A 16394-nucleotide genomic window follows, 5' to 3' on the forward strand; every position below is an offset into this window, starting at 1 on the left:
CCGCCGGCCGGCGGGCCCTCGCGGGAGAGCGACGTCAGGGCTACGGTCGGGGCATGGCTCTCATCTACACCGCACGCCTGGACCCGGACAAGCCCGAATGGATCCGCCGCCGCCTCGTGGCGCACGGACTGCCCGCGGACGTGACCGCCGAGAAGGTCGGCTCGTACCGGTTCGACGATCCCGCCGGCGAGATCGGCGTCGAGTCGATGCTCGTGCGCGTGGGGGACCAGCTGTATCAGACCGCGTTCGCCTACCGAGGCGACGCACCCCTCGAGGGGGACGTCGTGGCCGAGGCGGAGCACTCCGTCCTGGGACACCGCTGGGTCGTGGACGCCGCCACCGACCCGGACGCGCGCCGCATCCTCGCGGCGGCCGTGCGCGGCGAGATCCCGCAGGCCCGGCTCGAGATGCACGACGAGTCCGGGACCTACCTCGAGACGCGCGCCCCGGACCTCACCCTCCGCGTGATCGGCGCCGATGCGACGGGGGAGCTTGAGGTGCCGGTCGAGCTGTCGGAGACGGATGAGGCGGACCTCGACGGTCCGCGGTGCCTGATCGCCGAGGGAGACGGTGTGCGGGCTGTCGTCGCGCGCCTTTCCTGAGGGGCGGTCCGCGCGGTCAGAGGCCGCGCGGACCCCAGGACCGCAGCCGGCGATGGCTGGTGAGCGACATGTACAGCGCGATGCACCAGCCGAGGACGGTCCACCCGGTGAGCAGGTTCACCCAGAACACCGCCCACACGTTGGAACGGCCACGGACGGCGGCGATGGCCCACGGAGCCAGGTAGCCCGCCGTCGCGATGGCCAGGACGACGGCGATCGTCGCGTGCAGGGGGCGGTCGCGCTGGTCGGTCATGATCGTCATGGGTCCAGGCTACGCGCGAGACCCGCCGCGCGGGCGTCCCTGTCCGCCGTTCTGCGTTGCGCCGATAATGTACATTATGTCAACTAGCCCGTCCTTCGCCTCCCCTTCGGACGGTCGCCTGCACGGCACGCGCCACATCGGGACCTGGCCCAGGAGGTCGCGCCGGTCGACGCCGGCGCCGCGTACCGGCGATTCACTCCCCCGGGTCTGTGGACAGCCGGTCCAGCAACGGCAGGACGGCCGCCACCGCCGTCCGGCTCTCATGCCAGAGCCCGTGTCTCAACCGGGAATAGACGGCCTGCTGACTGATCCCGAGTTCGGCCGCCGCCTCTCGTTGACTGGCGCCGGCTTCGACCAGCCGTCCCGCCGCGTGCTGGTCAGCGGACCGGCGCCGTTCCACTGCGGCGACCAGCTGCAGGGTGGCCTCCGCACAGCGCAGATCAGCCTCTCGGCCGGACTCCGAGGCGCGGCCCGGGCGACCTCCGGCCGGCAGCACGAGTCGGCCCGGTGCCCGCCGGGCGCGCCGCCGCTCGGCTGGCGTCAGATACGACAACGCTGAGTCCTTGTCGGAGCCACCCTCGGGATCCAGCATCACCGCCCAGGACCCGGTCCGCACGGCCCACAACGCCAGGCCCACCGCAGCCGCCGCGTCGTCGAGGACGACGGCCAGCTCGCCGTCGTGCGGCGCCGCATCGTCGTCCACCGGGTCGGATTCGTCGCCGAGCCACATCGCCGCGGTCACAGCCGCGTCCGGGCGGGGATCGTCGCGCAGCGCGGTTGCCAGACGCCGCGCGTCCTCAGCCGTGGCGGTGGTCGGTCGGATGAGCACCAGATGTACGGACACCATGCCCAGAGTCTATCTCTGACAAAGGCAATGTCTTGTCGTACGGCGGTCAAGTCCCGAGTAGTGGTGTAACGCTCTGATCCTCCATTGGTGCTGTTAGGCGCTGAGTTCGAGGGTGGTTTCCGGTTCGGCGTTCACCTCGTTCCCGGTGTCGTCCACGGTGGTGAGGCGGCAGCGGGCCAACACCTCGAGGCCGAGGTAGCGGCGGCCCTCGGCCCACTCATCGGTCTGCTCAGCCAGCACCGCCCCGACCAGGCGCACGATCGCTGCCCGGTTCGGGAAGATGCCCACGGCGTCGGTGCGACGCCGGATCTCGCGGTTGAGCCGTTCGGCCGGGTTGTTCGACCAGATCTGGGTCCACACGTCCTTGGGGAACGTGGTGAACGCCAGGATGTCCGCCCGGGCACCATCGAGGTGTTCGGCCACCGCGGGCAGCTTTTCGCTGACGTAGTCCAGCAGCCGGTCGAACTGGGCGTCCACGCTGGCGGCGTCGGGCTGGTCATACACCGAGTGCAGCATGGCCTTCACGGCCGGCCACATGGACTTGGGGGTGATGCCCATCAGGTTCGCCGCGTAGTGGGTCCGGCACCGCTGCCAGGTCGCTCCGGGCAGGTTCGCGGCGATGGCGTCCTTGAGCCCGGTGTGGGCGTCGGAAGTGACCAGGCGGACTCCGGTCAGGCCCCGGGCCACCAGGTCGGCGAAGAACTCGTTCCACGCCGACCCCGTCTCCGAGGTGGCCACCCGCAGGCCGAGGACCTCGCGGTGGCCGTCACCATTGACCCCGGTGGCCAGCAGCACCACGGCGTTGACCACCCGGCCGCCCTCGCGGACCTTCATGCTCAGCGCGTCGGCGGCCACGAACGTGAACGGCCCAGCCTCCCCGAGCGGGCGATGACGGAAGGACTCGACCTGCTCGTCCAGCTCGGTGGCCATCCGCGAGACCTGGGACTTCGACAGCGCGTTGATCCCGAGGGTCTTGACCAGTTTGTCCATCCGCCGGGTCGAGACCCCGGCCAGGTAGCAGTCGGCGACCACCGTGATCAGCGCGGATTCGGCCCTTTTGCGGCGCTCGAGCAGCCACTCCGGGAAGTACGTGCCCGACCTGAGTTTGGGGATCGCCACGTCCAGGGTCCCGACCCGGGTGTCCAGGTCCCGGTGCCGGTACCCGTTGCGCTGGGTAGCTCGGCCCGGGGTGGGTTTACCCCATTCGGCGCCGACCACCGCGTCGGCGTCAGCGGAGAGCAGGGAGTTGATCACGGTCTGCAGCAACGAACGCATCAAATCCGGGGATGCTTCGGACAGGGCTTCGCCGAGCAGGCCGGCAGGGTCGACAATATGAGGAGCGGTCATCGTGATGACTCCGTTCGAGGATTCTGTGGAAGGTTGACTCGAAGGATCACACGGTGGCCGCGTCCACATCCGGAACGACGTGCCCAGTCACCGTGCGCTACACCACTCTATGGGGCACTACTCGTACGGCACGTTCGCCGAGCCGCCCCCGGCCGTACGATCCGCCTCGACTTCGCGGTGGGCCAGACTGGATGCATGACGTCCTCCCCCTCCGCCCGTCGTGCCGTGCCCGCCGAGCACCGTGACCCGCGCGGCGCCCTGCCGGCGCTTGCCGTCGACCTCCTGCTCACCCTTCTCTTCGTGGCTCTGGGCCAGGGGCAGCACGCGACGGAGCGCGGGCCGCTGGGTCTGCTGGTCACGGCGGCGCCGTTCCTCGCGGGTCTCCTGCTCATGACCGGGCTGACCGTCGGACACCGTACCTGGGCCCGCGTGTGGCCCCACGGCGTGATCGTTTGGCTGGGGACCGTCGCCGTCGGGATGGTCCTGCGCGTGGCCTTCGGCCTCGGTGGCGCACCCGTGTCCTTCGTGCTCGTGGCGCTGGGGGTGCTGGGCGTCCTGCTCCTGGGTCGCCGGGCCGTGACCGCCTGGCTGGTGCGCCGCACCCGGAGGTGAGGGGTCGGCGCGGGGCTAGGATCATCGCGGACACCGGACCCGCAGCATCGAGGAAATGAGGACCGCCCGTGGTCACCGCCATCGTCTTGATCAAGACCGACAAATCCAGCATCCCGGAGACCGCCGAGACCCTCGCCGCGCTCGAGGGGGTCGGGTCGGTCTACTCAGTGACCGGCGCGTGGGACCTGGTGGCGATGGTCAAGGTGCGCCGCTACGAGGACCTCGCCGACGTGATCGCCGACCACCTCTCCAAGGTCGACGGGATCCAGGACACCGAGACCATGCTGGCCTTCCGGACCTACTCGTCCGAGGACCTCGGCGAGGGATGGGCGCTCGGCTTCGACTCCTGAGCGTCCTCTTGACGACGGGCCCCACCTCGCCGGTGAGGGCCCGTCGTCGCACCATCAGGACCGGGAGAAGGCGACCCAGCGCTCCAGGACGTCCCGCGCGGCGCCGGAGTCGATCGACTCGGCGGCCCGCGTCATGTTGGCCGCCAGTCGCTCGATCAGCGGCGCCTCCGCGTCGCGGTCCCAGGCCGTCAGGCCCGCGGCCGCGTTGAGGAGGACGGCGTCGCGGATCGGGCCCTTCTCCCCCGCCAGCAGAGCGCGGACGAGGGTCGCATTGTAGGCGCCGTCCCGCCCGGCCAGAGCCTGGACGGGGGCCAGGGCGACGCCCAGCTCCCGGGGATCGAGCTCGTGGGTGCGCACACCGTCCCGGACCTCCATGACGGTCGACGGCCCCGACGTCGTGATCTTGTCCCGGCCGTCCGCCCCGCGGAAGACGAAGCCGCGCACCCCCCGGTCCACGAGCACCTGGGCGAGCAGCGGGACCATGGCCTCGCTCGAGCAGCCCAGGGCCTGGGCGGTGACCTGGGCCGGATTGCTCAGCGGGCCGAGGAAGTTGAACACGGTGGGCACTCCAAGCTGCTTGCGCACTGGGGCCACGTACTTCATGGACGGGTGGTAGTTCTGGGCGAAGAGGAACGTGATGCCCACGGCCTCGGCGCACTCCTCGGCCTTCCGGGCCGGCATGGACAGGTCGACGCCGAGGGCCTCGATCACGTCGGCCGCGCCGGCGGTGGACGAGGCGCCGCGGTTCCCGTGCTTGACGATCCGCGCGCCCGCACCGGCGGCCACGAGCGAGGACATCGTGGACAGGTTCACGGTGCCCAGGCGGTCGCCGCCCGTGCCCACGACGTCGAGGGTCTCCCCCGGCACGTGCACCGGGTTCGCCGCCTGCACCATCGCCTCGGTCAGGCCCCGCAGCTCCGGCACCGTCACCCCCTTGGCGGCCAGGGCGAGGAGGAATCCGCCCACCTGCCCCTCGGTGGCGTCGCCGGCCATCATCTCCCCCATGGCCCACGCGGCGACGTCGTCGCTGAGGTCCTCCCCGAGGGTGAGGGCGCGGAAGACCTCCGGCCAGGAGGTCCCAAGGACTGCTGCGGTGTTCTCGGGGGTGCTCACGCACTGAGCGTAGCGGCCCGGCCGTACCCGGGAACGCGCCATGTCGGGTACCGCTCGCTTCGAACCTGGACATCACCTGGACGCCGGCCCCCGACTGTCACTGAAACCCCCCGACGGTGCTGACGACCCGTCCTGCGACACGGTAGGTTCGATTTACCGCCCGGGCGGTGTTTGGGGCCATAATGGCTGGGTGACCACAGCTAACCCCACTCTCCATCAGCCCACCACGGGGCTCCCGAGCCGGCCGAACATGGTGCAGGTCGGGACCATGGTGTGGCTCGCCAGCGAGCTCATGTTCTTCGGTGGGCTCTTCGCCATGTACTTCACCCTCCGCTCCACGTCTCCGGAGCTCTGGGCCGAGAACACCGCGATCCTCAACGTCCCGCTCGCCGCGGCGAACACGCTGATCCTGGTGCTCTCCTCCGTCACCGCCCAGTTCGGCGTCCTCGCCGCCGAGCGCCTCCAGCCCCGCCGCACCGGCGGCTTCCTGCAGTTCGGGAAGTGGGGCATGGTCGAGTGGTTCATCCTGACCTTCATCATGGGCTCGATCTTCGTGGCGGTGCAGTCCTACGAGTACGCGGTGCTCGTCTCCGAGGGCGTGACCATCGCGGCGAACGCGTACGGCTCGGCCTTCTACATCACCACCGGCTTCCACGCCCTCCACGTGGCCGGTGGCCTCATCGCGTTCCTCTTCATCATCGGCCGCGCCTACATGGCCCGCCGGTTCGGCCATCACGAGGCCACGTCCGCGATCGTCGTGTCCTACTACTGGCACTTCGTGGACGTCGTCTGGATCGCCCTGTTCTTCATCGTCTACTTCCTGAAGTAAGACGACCCTCACTCACCGCACCGACGTCAGGTACGGGCCGGGGGCACGCAGCGGTCCGGCCCGTAAGAGAACGATAGGAAACCCCCGTGAAGGCACTTTCGCAGAACCGACGCCATCCCCTGATGGGGCTGGCGCTCCTCCTGCTGGGACTCCTGGTGACCGGCGGACTGTACTCCGTCGCGAGCACCGTGAACCAGGCACAGGCGGCCACGCAGGTCACCGCGGCCGCCTCGGCTGATGACATCACCGAGGGCGAGAAGCTCTTCAACGCCAACTGCGCCTCCTGCCACGGCATGGGCGCCGCGGGGGGCCCCTCCGGCCCGTCCCTGATCGGCGTCGGCGCCGCGTCCGTCGACTTCCAGGTCGGCACCGGCCGCATGCCCATGCAGATGAACGGCCCGCAGGCCCCGGCCAAGCCGAACCAGTTCAACGAGGAGCAGACCGCTCAGCTCGCCGCCTACGTCGCCTCCCTCGGCGCCGGCCCGGCCATCCCCGAGGACGAGTACCTCGACATCAACCGCGAGGACGTGGACATCACCCGTGGCGGCGACCTGTTCCGCATCAACTGCGCCATGTGCCACAACGCAGCTGCGGCCGGCGGTGCGCTCACCCGCGGCAAGTACGCCCCGTCTCTGCAGGGCGTCGAGGAGAAGCACATCTACGAGGCCATGGAGACCGGCCCGCAGAACATGCCGGTGTTCTCCGACTCGAACATCAAGCCCGAGGACAAGCGCGACATCATCGCCTACCTCAAGACCATCGAGAACCAGGGCTCCCCCGGCGGCCTCACCCTCGGCTCGCTCGGCCCCGTCTCCGAGGGCCTGTTCATCTGGACCGCGGGCCTGGCGCTGATCATCGGCTTCATGGTCTGGCTCACCAGCCGGTCCTCCTGATCCCATCGGCGCAGGCGCGCCGACCACCCGTCATCGACATTCGTCACTCGAGTAAAGGAAACAGGACATATGGGCGAGAAAGGCTTTGAAGGGACCGAGCACCGCTCGGGTTCCCTCGAGCACGCCGGCGAGGACGCGCCCCGGTACGCGATCGACAACCCGGGCCTGCCTCCGCACCGTCCGCGTCTGACCGATGTGGATCCGAAGGCCGCGAAGCGCGCCGAGCGTCAGGTCTCGGTCATGTTCCTCATCTCCATCGTGGGCACGGTGCTCTTCTTCATCGGCTACTTCGGCGTGGGGCAGATCGGCAACGGTGAGCCGTTCAGCAAGATCTACCTGCAGAACCTGCTGCTCGGCCTGGGCACCGCCCTCGCCATGTTCGGCATCGGCATCGGCGTGGTGCACTGGGCCAGGACCCTGATGCCGGACCACGAGACCATCGAAGACCGTCATGAGATCCGCTCGGAGGACGACCGCGTGGCCGCCGAGCGGATGATCTCCGAGATCCTGGACGAGTCGCAGATCAAGCGCCGCCCCCTGCTGCGCAACACCCTGATCGGTGCCGCCCTGCTTGCGCCCCTGCCGTTCATCGCCGTGTTCCGCGACCTGGACGACTCGGACAACTTCTCGGACGAGGAGACCCACAACTTCGGACCGGAGCGTCTGCGCCACACCATGTGGGCCGAGGGCGTGCGCCTCGTGCGCGACCCCACCGGCTCCCCCATCAAGGCCTCGGACGTCACGCTCGGCTCCGCTGTGCACGTCATCCCCGACGGCCTGAACGACCTGGGCGACGACAAGCTCAACCAGAAGGCCAAGGCCGTCGTCCTGCTCATGCGCCTCGACCCCGCCAAGGTGGAGATCTCCCCGGGTCGCGAGGACTGGAACGTGGACGGGATCTTCGCCTACTCCAAGGTCTGCACGCACGTGGGCTGCCCGATCGCCCTGTACGAGCAGAACACCCACCACCTGCTCTGCCCCTGCCACCAGTCGACCTTCGACCTGACGCAGGAGTGCAAGGTCATCTTCGGCCCGGCCAGCCACGCGCTGCCGCAGCTGCCGATCACCGTGGACGACGAGGGCTACCTCGTGGCCCAGAGCGATTTCCATGAGCCCGTCGGGCCTGTCTACTGGGAGCGTGGCTGACACCTATGAGCACCACCGTGAATGAGTTCCAGCCGGCGACCACGACCGGCCGCATCGCGAACTTCGTCGACACCCGCATGGGCATGTCGCCGATCGTGAAGTTCTTCGGCCGCAAGATCTTCCCGGACCACTGGACGTTCATGTTCGGCGAGGTCGCCCTGTACAGCTTTGTCATCCTGCTGCTGTCCGGCGCATTCCTCACCCTCTTCTTCGACCCCTCCATGTCCGAGGTCGTCTACGAGGGGGCCTACGCCCCGCTGCGCGGCATCGAGATGTCCGCGGCCTACGCTTCGACCCTCGACATCTCGTTCGACGTGCGCGGCGGTCTGTTCATGCGCCAGCTGCACCACTGGGCCGCGCTGATGTTCGTGGCGGCCATGTCCGTGCACATGCTGCGCGTGTTCTTCACCGGCGCGTTCCGTCGCCCGCGTGAGCTGAACTGGCTGGTCGGCTGCTTCCTGCTGATGGCCGGCTGGGCCGCCGGCTTCACCGGCTACTCCCTGCCCGATGAGGTGCTCTCCGGCAACGGCCTGCGCATCATCGACGGCATCCTGAAGGCGCTGCCCCTCGTGGGCACCTATCTCTCCGCCTTCTTCTTCGGCGGCGAGTTCCCCGGCCATTCGGTCATCGGCCGCCTGTACGCCCTGCACATCATGATCGTGCCGGCCGCCATCCTGCTGCTGATCGGCATCCACCTGTTCATGGTCGTCGTGCACAAGCACACCCAGTACCCGGGCCCGGGCCGCACCGAGGACAACGTGGTCGGCTATCCGGTGGGCCCCGTGTACGCAGCCAAGGCCGGCGGCTTCTTCTTCATCGTGTTCGGTGTGCTCGCGCTCATCGCCTCCACGGTGACGATCAACGCCAACTGGTACTACGGCCCGTACGATCCGTCCCCGGTGCAGGCCGGCACCCAGCCTGACTGGTACATCGGCGTGTTCGACGGCGCCCTGCGCCTGATGCCGGGCATGATCGGCGACTTCTCCTTCCTCTGGAACATCCCCATGCCGTGGGGCTCCTCGGTCTCGCTGCCCATGGGCGTGCTCGTGCCGCTGATCCCGGTCGGCGTCCTGCTCGTCGGCATGTGCGCCTGGCCGTGGATCGAGCGCTGGATCACCAAGGACGACACCGAGCACCACCTGCTCGACCGTCCGCGCAACGCCCCGGCCCGCACGGGCATCGGCGTGGCCGCCGTCGTCTGGTACTGCGTCATGTGGGCGGCCGCCTCCTCGGACCTCATCGCCACCCACTTCCACCTCTCCCTGAACGACGTGCTGTACGTGCTGCGCGCGCTGTTCTTCCTCGGCCCGGTGATCGCCTTCATCGTGACCCGCCGTATCTGCCTGTCCCTGCAGCGCAAGGACCGTGAGCTGGTGCTCCACGGCCTCGAGACCGGCGTCATCGAGATGTCCCCCGAGGGCGGCTTCCACGAGCGTCACCGCCAGCTGACCGACTACGAGCTGTACCGCCTGGTGGCCTTCGAGGACCGTCGCCCGGTGCCGGCCATCCCCGGCCCCAACGGCAAGGTGGGCATGCTGGAGAAGGTCCGTGCCGGCCTGAACCGCATGTTCTACCAGGAGCGCGTCGCCCCGGTCTCCCGCGAGGAGCTGGTGGAGGCCCGCACCCACGGGCAGCACGGCCACGAGGAGCACCCCGTCGAGCTCGGACACGGCTCGGACGCTCCTCATCTGGAGCGCTGACCCCGGTCGGCTGATCCCCTGCGAAGGGCCCCGCGCACCATGGTGCGCGGGGCCCTTCGGCGTCCCGGGGCGGGCCGCCCGAGGTCGTAGCGGGCGCCATGAGGGGGTCCAGCGCCCTGCCCCCGTTACCTTCTTCGTGGCTCCTGGATCCGGCAGGATCAGGGAGTGCTGGCCGGCCGGTCCTGGGCATGATCGTTTGCCCCCAGTCATCCATGATCCGGGGGGTGTTGTCACCCAGGACCGGTCCGGTGGTCACGGATCGCTGATAGAGGCAGGACCCGGCTGACAAGGGCCTTCGTAACGTGGATGCCGAGCGTGATCACCTCCCGGCCGGCCAGCACACGCCACCGGCGCACCAGAAGGGAACGATCATGACAGCACAGCAGCACCCGGCCGTGTTCATCGGCCTTGACGTCGGCAAGGCCGAGCACCACGCCGTGGCCCTCACCGCGGCCGGGAAAAAGGTCTACGACAAGGCCCTGCCCAACGACGAGACCCGCCTACGCGGCATCCTCGACGAGCTCGCCCGCGCCCACGGGCCCGCGCTGCTCGTCGTCGATCAACCGGCCACGATCGGCGCCCTGCCCGTGGCCGTGGCCCAGGCCTGCGACGGCGTTGAGGTGGCGTACCTGCCCGGGCTGGCGATGCGACGGATCGCTGACCTGCACCCCGGCTCGGCCAAGACCGACGCCAAGGACGCGGCGATCATCGCTGAAGCAGCCCGCACGATGCCCCATACGCTGCGCTCCATCCGAGTCGATGAGGAACAGATCGCCGAGCTGGCCATGCTCGCCGGGTTCGATGACGACCTCGCCGCGCAGATCACCGCGACCTCGAACCGGCTGCGCGGACTCCTCACCCAGATCCACCCCGCGCTCGAGCGCGTGCTCGGGCCCAGGATCACCCACCCCGCCGTGGCAGACCTTCTCGGCCGCTACCCCACCCCGGCACAGCTCAGAACGGCTGGGCCGGGGCATGTGCGGGCCAGGCTGCGCAAGCACGCCCCACGCCTGGCCGCTTCTCTCACGGAACAGATCTTCCAAGCCCTGGACGAGCAGTCCGTGGTCGTGGCCGGCACGCAGGCCGCGGCCACCGTGGTCCCGATCCTGGCAGAACAGCTCGCCGGCCTGACCCGTCAGCGGGCCGGCCTGGCCTCCCAGGTGGAGGCTGCAGTGGAGGCCCACCCTCTTCACCCGGTCCTGATCTCGATGCCCGGAGTAGGGATCAGGACCGCCGCACGCATCCTCACTGAAGTTGTGGGCAAGGACTTCGTCGATGCCGGGCATCTGGCCTCCTACGCCGGGATCGCCCCGGTCACCCGACGCTCCGGGACCTCGATCCGCGGAGAGCACGTAGCCCGGGGCGGGAACAAGCGACTGAAGCGGGCCCTGTTCCTCTCAGCGTTCGCTTCGCTGTCACACCCGCCTTCCAGGGCGTACTACGACCGCAAACGAGCCCAGGGCAAACGCCACAACCAGGCGCTGATCGCGCTGGCCCGGCGCCGCACGGACGTGCTCTACGCGATGCTCCGCGATGGCACCCTGTATCAAGATCCGACCGCCCCGCCAGCACCATCATCAGTCGCTCTCGCGGCTTGACGAAAACCATAGAGGCACCCCCCCGACTTGCCGGGTCGGCGAACTGCGCTGTGGGGTAGTCGTACGGCGGCCCCCTCGGGTGGGCCTGAGCAATGGTGCGCCTCGCTGGTCGCGGCCGACCGGTTCTGGCACGGACTGGCGTGCGTCCGGTCCGCGACGGCGGATGCTGGGCGGACGCAGGTGGCCTTCCTCGGGGGACGTCCCGAGAGACTGCAGGAGACGGGCACCGTCGATGGTCTGGGTCCTCAAGCGGCTTTTCCTCCCACGCGGGCTCAAGAAGGTGAGCCGGTGCCCTGCCATGGGGTGGGTGCTGCGACATCCGTTCATCCTCGGAGAGGAGTCCGCGCATCGGCCTCGCCCTCGCACACCACCGCCGCCTGTACCGTCCGCTGCGCCCGCCCACCACTTGTGCCCCACGACACCGGTTGCGCCCGGGCACGGTCGGACCTGGCGCCACCGGTCCGGAATCCTCCGCCTGCGAACTCCCGACAGCAGGGGAAGACCGCCGCCAGACGCCTCAGCGGGTCGCCGCCGCAGGCCGAGGCGCACGGTGCACCAGTTGAGTCCCGCATAGTGGTGTAGCGCCCGGTGGTCGGGCACGTCGTTCCAGACGTGGACGCGGCCACCGTGTGATCCTTCGAGTCAACCTCTCACAGAATCCTCGAACGGAGTCATCACGATGACCGCTCCTCATATTGTCGACCCTGCCGGCCTGCTCGGCGAAGCCCTGTCCGAAGCATCCCCGGATTTGATGCGTTCGTTGCTGCAGACCGTGATCAACTCCCTGCTCTCCGCTGACGCCGACGCGGTGGTCGGCGCCGAATGGGGTAAACCCACCCCGGGCCGAGCTACCCAGCGCAACGGGTACCGGCACCGGGACCTGGACACCCGGGTCGGGACCCTGGACGTGGCGATCCCCAAACTCAGGTCGGGCACGTACTTCCCGGAGTGGCTGCTCGAGCGCCGCAAAAGGGCCGAATCCGCGCTGATCACGGTGGTCGCCGACTGCTACCTGGCCGGGGTCTCGACCCGGCGGATGGACAAACTGGTCAAGACCCTCGGGATCAACGCGCTGTCGAAGTCCCAGGTCTCGCGGATGGCCACCGAGCTGGACGAGCAGGTCGAGTCCTTCCGTCATCGCCCGCTCGGGGAGGCTGGGCCGTTCACGTTCGTGGCCGCCGACGCGCTGAGCATGAAGGTCCGCGAGGGCGGCCGGGTGGTCAACGCCGTGGTGCTGCTGGCCACCGGGGTCAATGGTGACGGCCACCGCGAGGTCCTCGGCCTGCGGGTGGCCACCTCGGAGACGGGGTCGGCGTGGAACGAGTTCTTCGCCGACCTGGTGGCCCGGGGCCTGACCGGAGTCCGCCTGGTCACTTCCGACGCCCACACCGGGCTCAAGGACGCCATCGCCGCGAACCTGCCCGGAGCGACCTGGCAGCGGTGCCGGACCCACTACGCGGCGAACCTGATGGGCATCACCCCCAAGTCCATGTGGCCGGCCGTGAAGGCCATGCTGCACTCGGTGTATGACCAGCCCGACGCCGCCAGCGTGGACGCCCAGTTCGACCGGCTGCTGGACTACGTCAGCGAAAAGCTGCCCGCGGTGGCCGAACACCTCGATGGTGCCCGGGCGGACATCCTGGCGTTCACCACGTTCCCCAAGGACGTGTGGACCCAGATCTGGTCGAACAACCCGGCCGAACGGCTCAACCGCGAGATCCGGCGTCGCACCGACGCCGTGGGCATCTTCCCGAACCGGGCAGCGATCGTGCGCCTGGTCGGGGCGGTGCTGGCTGAGCAGACCGATGAGTGGGCCGAGGGCCGCCGCTACCTCGGCCTCGAGGTGTTGGCCCGCTGCCGCCTCACCACCGTGGACGACACCGGGAACGAGGTGAACGCCGAACCGGAAACCACCCTCGAACTCAGCGCCTAACAGCACCAATGGAGGATCAGAGCGTTACACCACTACTCGGGACTTGACCGGTGCACCTGCAAGCTGAAGGACACAGGCGGTGCCCCTGGCGGTGACACGGGGAGCTCTGACGGCCTCACGGCGAAGCCGGACCTGTCGCCGCGTATGGCATCGGTGCCCGGGTGGGGTGCACCGAGCTGCAACTCAGCGATCGACCGGCACACCCCCCCTGTCCCGGACCGAGGCGTGGGAGGACGAACCGGCCTGTCACTGCGACGGTGGTGGTCTCGCTCGGGCGTGCACCTGCGAGGCCCAGCGTTGCGAGGTGTCGGCGATGGGGGCGGGACACGACGATCACCGTCGGCCCCCTACCCCGGTGGTGACGCTCCCCGGGCTTGGCTGGCCCGACGGGTGTCAGCGGCGTCATGCCACCCCTCCCACACGACGCGGCGTTCTCCGATCGCCCAGAGCGGGTGCGAGGCGTGCGATCGCCGCCACACCACCGTGACGGGCGGTCGTGCCGTCCACTCCCTGGCCGTGCTGTAAGCGGCCATGAAAAGCTGCCCATAGGTGGCCAGGGAATGACCCGCTGACGGCCATGAGGACTGCCCAGTGATGGCCACGGGAACTGCCCGGTGCTGGCCATCTGGTTTGCCCGCGTTGCTCGTTGCCCGCCGCGTCGTGAGCCGGCGGGGGCCTCCTCCCCGGGTTGGATATCGGTGTCGAATCGAATCCAGCGAGGAAGAGGCCCTGAATGAAGGATGCCGCAGAAACCATGAAAATACTCAGTGCCTATGACCTGACCAAGTCATTGCGGGGCGCCGCCGAGCTGGCCGGTTGCTCCCATCACACCGTGGCCCGGCTGGTGCGGGCCCGCGACGCCGGCCAGACCCCTGGATCCGGAGCCAGCCGCCCGAAGGTCACCGATGTCTGGCTGCCCAAGATCGAGGAATGGGTCGAGGCCTCCACGGGCAGGATCCGCGCCGATGTCGTGCACGCCAAGCTCACCGCAATGGGCTACACCGGCTCTGAGCGCTCCACCCGGCGGGCGGTGGCCGAGGTGAAGGCCGCCTGGCGGGCCGGGAAGCGCCGGGTGCACCGGCCCTGGATCACCGAGCCGGGCGCATGGCTGCAGTACGACTTCGGCGATGGGCCGGCGATCGACGGGGCCAAGACGGTGCTGTTCGTGGCCTGGCTGGCCTGGTCCCGCTACCGGATCGTCATCGCCCTGCGTGATAGGACGGCTCCGAGTGTGTTCGCCGCCCTGGACCGGTGCTTCCGGCTGATCGGGGGCGCGCCGACCTATGTGCTGACGGATAACGAGAAGACAGTGACGGTCTCTCATGTGGCCGGGGTGCCGGTGCGTAACCAGGCCACCGTGGCGTTCGCTCGGCATTACGGCGTGGAGGTGCTGACCTGCCAGCCAGCGGATCCGGCCGCCAAGGGCGGGGTGGAGAACGCGGTGAAGCTGGCCAAGGCCGACCTGGTCCCGAAGGACACCAACCTGCGGGACCAGTACGCCTCGTTCGCTGAGCTCGAGGCCGCCTGCGCGGGGTTCATGGCCATGGTGAACTCCCGGGAGCACCGGGTGACCCGGCGCCGCCCGGACCACATGCTCGCCGAGGAGACCAGCGCGTTGCATCGGATCCCCGCCACGGCGCACACCGTGGCCTACGGGGTGGGACGGAAGGTGCCGGAGAACACGCCGATGGTCTCCTTCGAAAACGCCCAGTACTCGGTGCCCGCGCACCTGCTCGGGGCCGAGGTGTTCGTGCGCCATCACGGCACCGGACCGGACTCGATGGTGGTGATCATGCACGCCGGTGCGCAGGGGCCGGTGGAGGTCGCCCGGCACCGGGTGGCCCGGCCCGGGTCCCCGGCCATCGACGACGCGCACTTCCCCGGCCACGAGACGGACAAGGTGCCCAGGGACTACACCCCGGTGCCCCGTTCGGCGGCGGAGGCCGAGTTCCTGGCCATCGGGGCCGGAGCGAGGACCTGGCTGGTGGAGGCCGCCGCGGCCGGCACCAGCCGGATCGGTCAGAAGATGGCCGAGGCCGTCACCCTGGCCAAGCTCGCCGGCACCGACCAGGTCGACCGCGCCCTCGGGGTGGCCGCGGTGCACCAGCGCTTCGCCCACGGCGACCTGGCCTCCCTGCTCACCGCCGCCGGCCACCGCACCGGGATGCACACCGCCACCGAGGAACGGTCCCTGACCCAGGGCACCGCCGGCTGGGCCGGCCTCGGTACCTCCAACACCGAGGGGGCAGCCCGGTGAGCATCCACACCCCGAACACCGCCGCACCGGCGCTGCCGGCCGATTTGGAGGCGCTGTTGCGGCAGCTGAAGATGCCCCACGCCCGCGGTATCGCCGCCGAGGTACTGGCCACCGCCCGGGCCCAACGCTGGGAGCCGGCCGAGGTCCTCAAGGCCCTGCTGGTCGAGGAGACCACCGGTCGGGCCCGATCCATGCTCGCCGCCCGGCGCAAGGCCGCCGGGTTCCCCACCGGCAAGACCTTCACGACCTGGGATCCGGGCGCCTCCTCGATCCCGGCCCCGACCCAGCAGTCCCTGCGCACCCTGGAATGGCTCTCGCGCAGAGAGAACCTCGTGGTCTGCGGGCCCTCCGGCACCGGCAAGACCTTCTTCCTCGAGGCCCTGGGCCAGCAGGCCGTGGAGGAGGGCAAGCGGGTGGCCTGGTTCACCCTGGAGGACCTCGGGGCGATGATCCGGGCCCACCGGCCCGATGACACCATCACCAAAGCCGTCGCCCGAATCCTGCGCGCCGACCTGATCGTCATCGACGACATCGGCCTGCTGCCGGTCGCCGACGATGCCGCCGAGGGCCTCTACCGCATCGTGGACGCCGCCTACGAGAAACGCTCCGTAGCGATCAGCTCGAACCTGCATCCGGCCGGCTTCGACGAGCTGATGCCCAAGACCCTGGCCACCGCCACCGTGGACCGGCTCCTGCACCACGCCCACGTCTGCCAGACCACCGGAGACTCCGTACGGATGACCCAGGCAATGGCCGGGAAGGGAGTCATGCCACTGAACTGATCCCATCACGGTGGCCAGCACCACCACCCAAACGGGCAAACCAGCTGGCCACCAGTGGGCAGTTCTGATGGCCACCAGCGGGAAGAAACACTGGCCGCCTATGGGCAGAACTCAATGGCCCTT

General features: G+C 69.5%; 15 protein-coding genes. 11 read left to right on the forward strand and 4 right to left on the reverse strand.

Translation table 11 applies throughout. The annotated features are described in order from the left end of the window. The first annotated feature begins 53 nt into the window (after positions 1-53). The gene (locus MLUT_RS17540; protein ID WP_012750885.1) at positions 54-602 is read left to right on the forward strand and encodes a maltokinase N-terminal cap-like domain-containing protein; all 549 of its coding nucleotides are present in this window, start codon (positions 54-56) and stop codon (positions 600-602) included. 16 nt (positions 603-618) lie between these two features. Here MLUT_RS17540 and MLUT_RS17545 read toward each other — a convergent pair whose 3' ends face one another. From MLUT_RS17545 to MLUT_RS17555, 3 genes are all read right to left on the reverse strand, one after another. After that, entirely contained in the window at positions 619-864 is a 246-nt protein-coding gene (locus tag MLUT_RS17545) for a superinfection immunity protein (protein ID WP_012750886.1), read from the reverse strand. Positions 865-1057: 193 nt separating this feature from the next. Further along, complete coding sequence (locus MLUT_RS17550) at positions 1058-1711, reverse strand: hypothetical protein (RefSeq protein WP_010078646.1); 654 nt, start codon at positions 1709-1711, stop codon at positions 1058-1060. A gap of 93 nt (positions 1712-1804) precedes the next feature. Then, entirely contained in the window at positions 1805-3058 is a 1254-nt protein-coding gene (locus MLUT_RS17555) for an IS256-like element ISMlu1 family transposase (RefSeq protein ID WP_010078638.1), read from the reverse strand. A gap of 195 nt (positions 3059-3253) precedes the next feature. On the opposite strand from MLUT_RS17555, the gene MLUT_RS17560 reads away from it, so the two are divergent. Together MLUT_RS17560 and MLUT_RS17565 are read left to right on the forward strand one after the other, a co-directional pair. Further along, positions 3254-3670 carry a DUF3054 domain-containing protein gene (locus MLUT_RS17560; RefSeq protein WP_010078645.1) on the forward strand — a complete coding sequence of 139 codons (417 nt, stop codon included), beginning with the start codon at positions 3254-3256 and terminating at the stop codon, positions 3668-3670. Between the two features lie 68 nt (positions 3671-3738). Continuing rightward, the gene (locus MLUT_RS17565; RefSeq protein ID WP_002854527.1) at positions 3739-4020 is read left to right on the forward strand and encodes an Lrp/AsnC family transcriptional regulator; all 282 of its coding nucleotides are present in this window, start codon (positions 3739-3741) and stop codon (positions 4018-4020) included. 54 nt (positions 4021-4074) lie between these two features. Here the strand turns inward: MLUT_RS17565 and trpD are convergent, their stop codons facing one another. Continuing rightward, positions 4075-5133 (reverse strand): anthranilate phosphoribosyltransferase, encoded by a 1059-nt coding sequence (gene trpD, locus MLUT_RS17570; RefSeq protein ID WP_010078644.1) that lies wholly within the window; start codon positions 5131-5133, stop codon positions 4075-4077. Positions 5134-5323: 190 nt separating this feature from the next. On the opposite strand from trpD, the gene ctaE reads away from it, so the two are divergent. From ctaE to istB, 8 genes are all read left to right on the forward strand, one after another. After that, positions 5324-5962: an aa3-type cytochrome oxidase subunit III gene (gene ctaE / locus MLUT_RS17575; RefSeq protein ID WP_012750887.1), complete on the forward strand. Its 639-nt coding sequence runs from the start codon at positions 5324-5326 to the stop codon at positions 5960-5962. Positions 5963-6048: 86 nt separating this feature from the next. Continuing rightward, on the forward strand, positions 6049-6855 hold the full coding sequence (qcrC, locus tag MLUT_RS17580) for a cytochrome bc1 complex diheme cytochrome c subunit (protein WP_029248202.1): 807 nt from the start codon (positions 6049-6051) through the stop codon (positions 6853-6855). A gap of 69 nt (positions 6856-6924) precedes the next feature. After that, positions 6925-8001 carry a cytochrome bc1 complex Rieske iron-sulfur subunit gene (gene qcrA / locus MLUT_RS17585; protein ID WP_010078641.1) on the forward strand — a complete coding sequence of 359 codons (1077 nt, stop codon included), beginning with the start codon at positions 6925-6927 and terminating at the stop codon, positions 7999-8001. Between the two features lie 5 nt (positions 8002-8006). Continuing rightward, on the forward strand, positions 8007-9701 hold the full coding sequence (qcrB, locus tag MLUT_RS17590; RefSeq protein ID WP_010078640.1) for a cytochrome bc1 complex cytochrome b subunit: 1695 nt from the start codon (positions 8007-8009) through the stop codon (positions 9699-9701). 371 nt (positions 9702-10072) lie between these two features. Further along, positions 10073-11299 carry an IS110 family RNA-guided transposase gene (locus MLUT_RS17595; protein ID WP_010078639.1) on the forward strand — a complete coding sequence of 409 codons (1227 nt, stop codon included), beginning with the start codon at positions 10073-10075 and terminating at the stop codon, positions 11297-11299. 679 nt (positions 11300-11978) lie between these two features. After that, positions 11979-13232, forward strand: a complete 1254-nt coding sequence (locus MLUT_RS17600; RefSeq protein WP_010078638.1) for an IS256-like element ISMlu1 family transposase — start codon at positions 11979-11981, stop codon at positions 13230-13232. 733 nt (positions 13233-13965) lie between these two features. After that, positions 13966-15489: an IS21-like element ISMlu14 family transposase gene (locus MLUT_RS17605; protein ID WP_036335588.1), complete on the forward strand. Its 1524-nt coding sequence runs from the start codon at positions 13966-13968 to the stop codon at positions 15487-15489. Further along, positions 15486-16271: an IS21-like element helper ATPase IstB gene (gene istB / locus MLUT_RS17610; protein ID WP_010078636.1), complete on the forward strand. Its 786-nt coding sequence runs from the start codon at positions 15486-15488 to the stop codon at positions 16269-16271. The genes MLUT_RS17605 and istB overlap by 4 nt, the downstream gene beginning before the upstream one ends. Positions 16272-16394: the final 123 nt, after the last annotated feature.

The sequence above is a fragment of the Micrococcus luteus NCTC 2665 genome (assembly GCF_000023205.1).
In the GTDB taxonomy this organism is placed as follows: Bacteria; Actinomycetota; Actinomycetes; order Actinomycetales; family Micrococcaceae; genus Micrococcus; species Micrococcus luteus.

Coding starts and splice junctions, on each gene's coding strand:
- MLUT_RS17540 (WP_012750885.1), top strand. CDS start 54: ATGGCTCTCATCTACACCGCACGCCTGGACCCGGACAAGCCCGAATGG.
- MLUT_RS17545 (WP_012750886.1), bottom strand. CDS start 864: ATGACGATCATGACCGACCAGCGCGACCGCCCCCTGCACGCGACGATC.
- MLUT_RS17550 (WP_010078646.1), bottom strand. CDS start 1,711: ATGGTGTCCGTACATCTGGTGCTCATCCGACCGACCACCGCCACGGCT.
- MLUT_RS17555 (WP_010078638.1), bottom strand. CDS start 3,058: ATGACCGCTCCTCATATTGTCGACCCTGCCGGCCTGCTCGGCGAAGCC.
- MLUT_RS17560 (WP_010078645.1), top strand. CDS start 3,254: ATGACGTCCTCCCCCTCCGCCCGTCGTGCCGTGCCCGCCGAGCACCGT.
- qcrA (WP_010078641.1), top strand. CDS start 6,925: ATGGGCGAGAAAGGCTTTGAAGGGACCGAGCACCGCTCGGGTTCCCTC.
- qcrB (WP_010078640.1), top strand. CDS start 8,007: ATGAGCACCACCGTGAATGAGTTCCAGCCGGCGACCACGACCGGCCGC.
- MLUT_RS17595 (WP_010078639.1), top strand. CDS start 10,073: ATGACAGCACAGCAGCACCCGGCCGTGTTCATCGGCCTTGACGTCGGC.
- MLUT_RS17600 (WP_010078638.1), top strand. CDS start 11,979: ATGACCGCTCCTCATATTGTCGACCCTGCCGGCCTGCTCGGCGAAGCC.
- MLUT_RS17605 (WP_036335588.1), top strand. CDS start 13,966: ATGAAGGATGCCGCAGAAACCATGAAAATACTCAGTGCCTATGACCTG.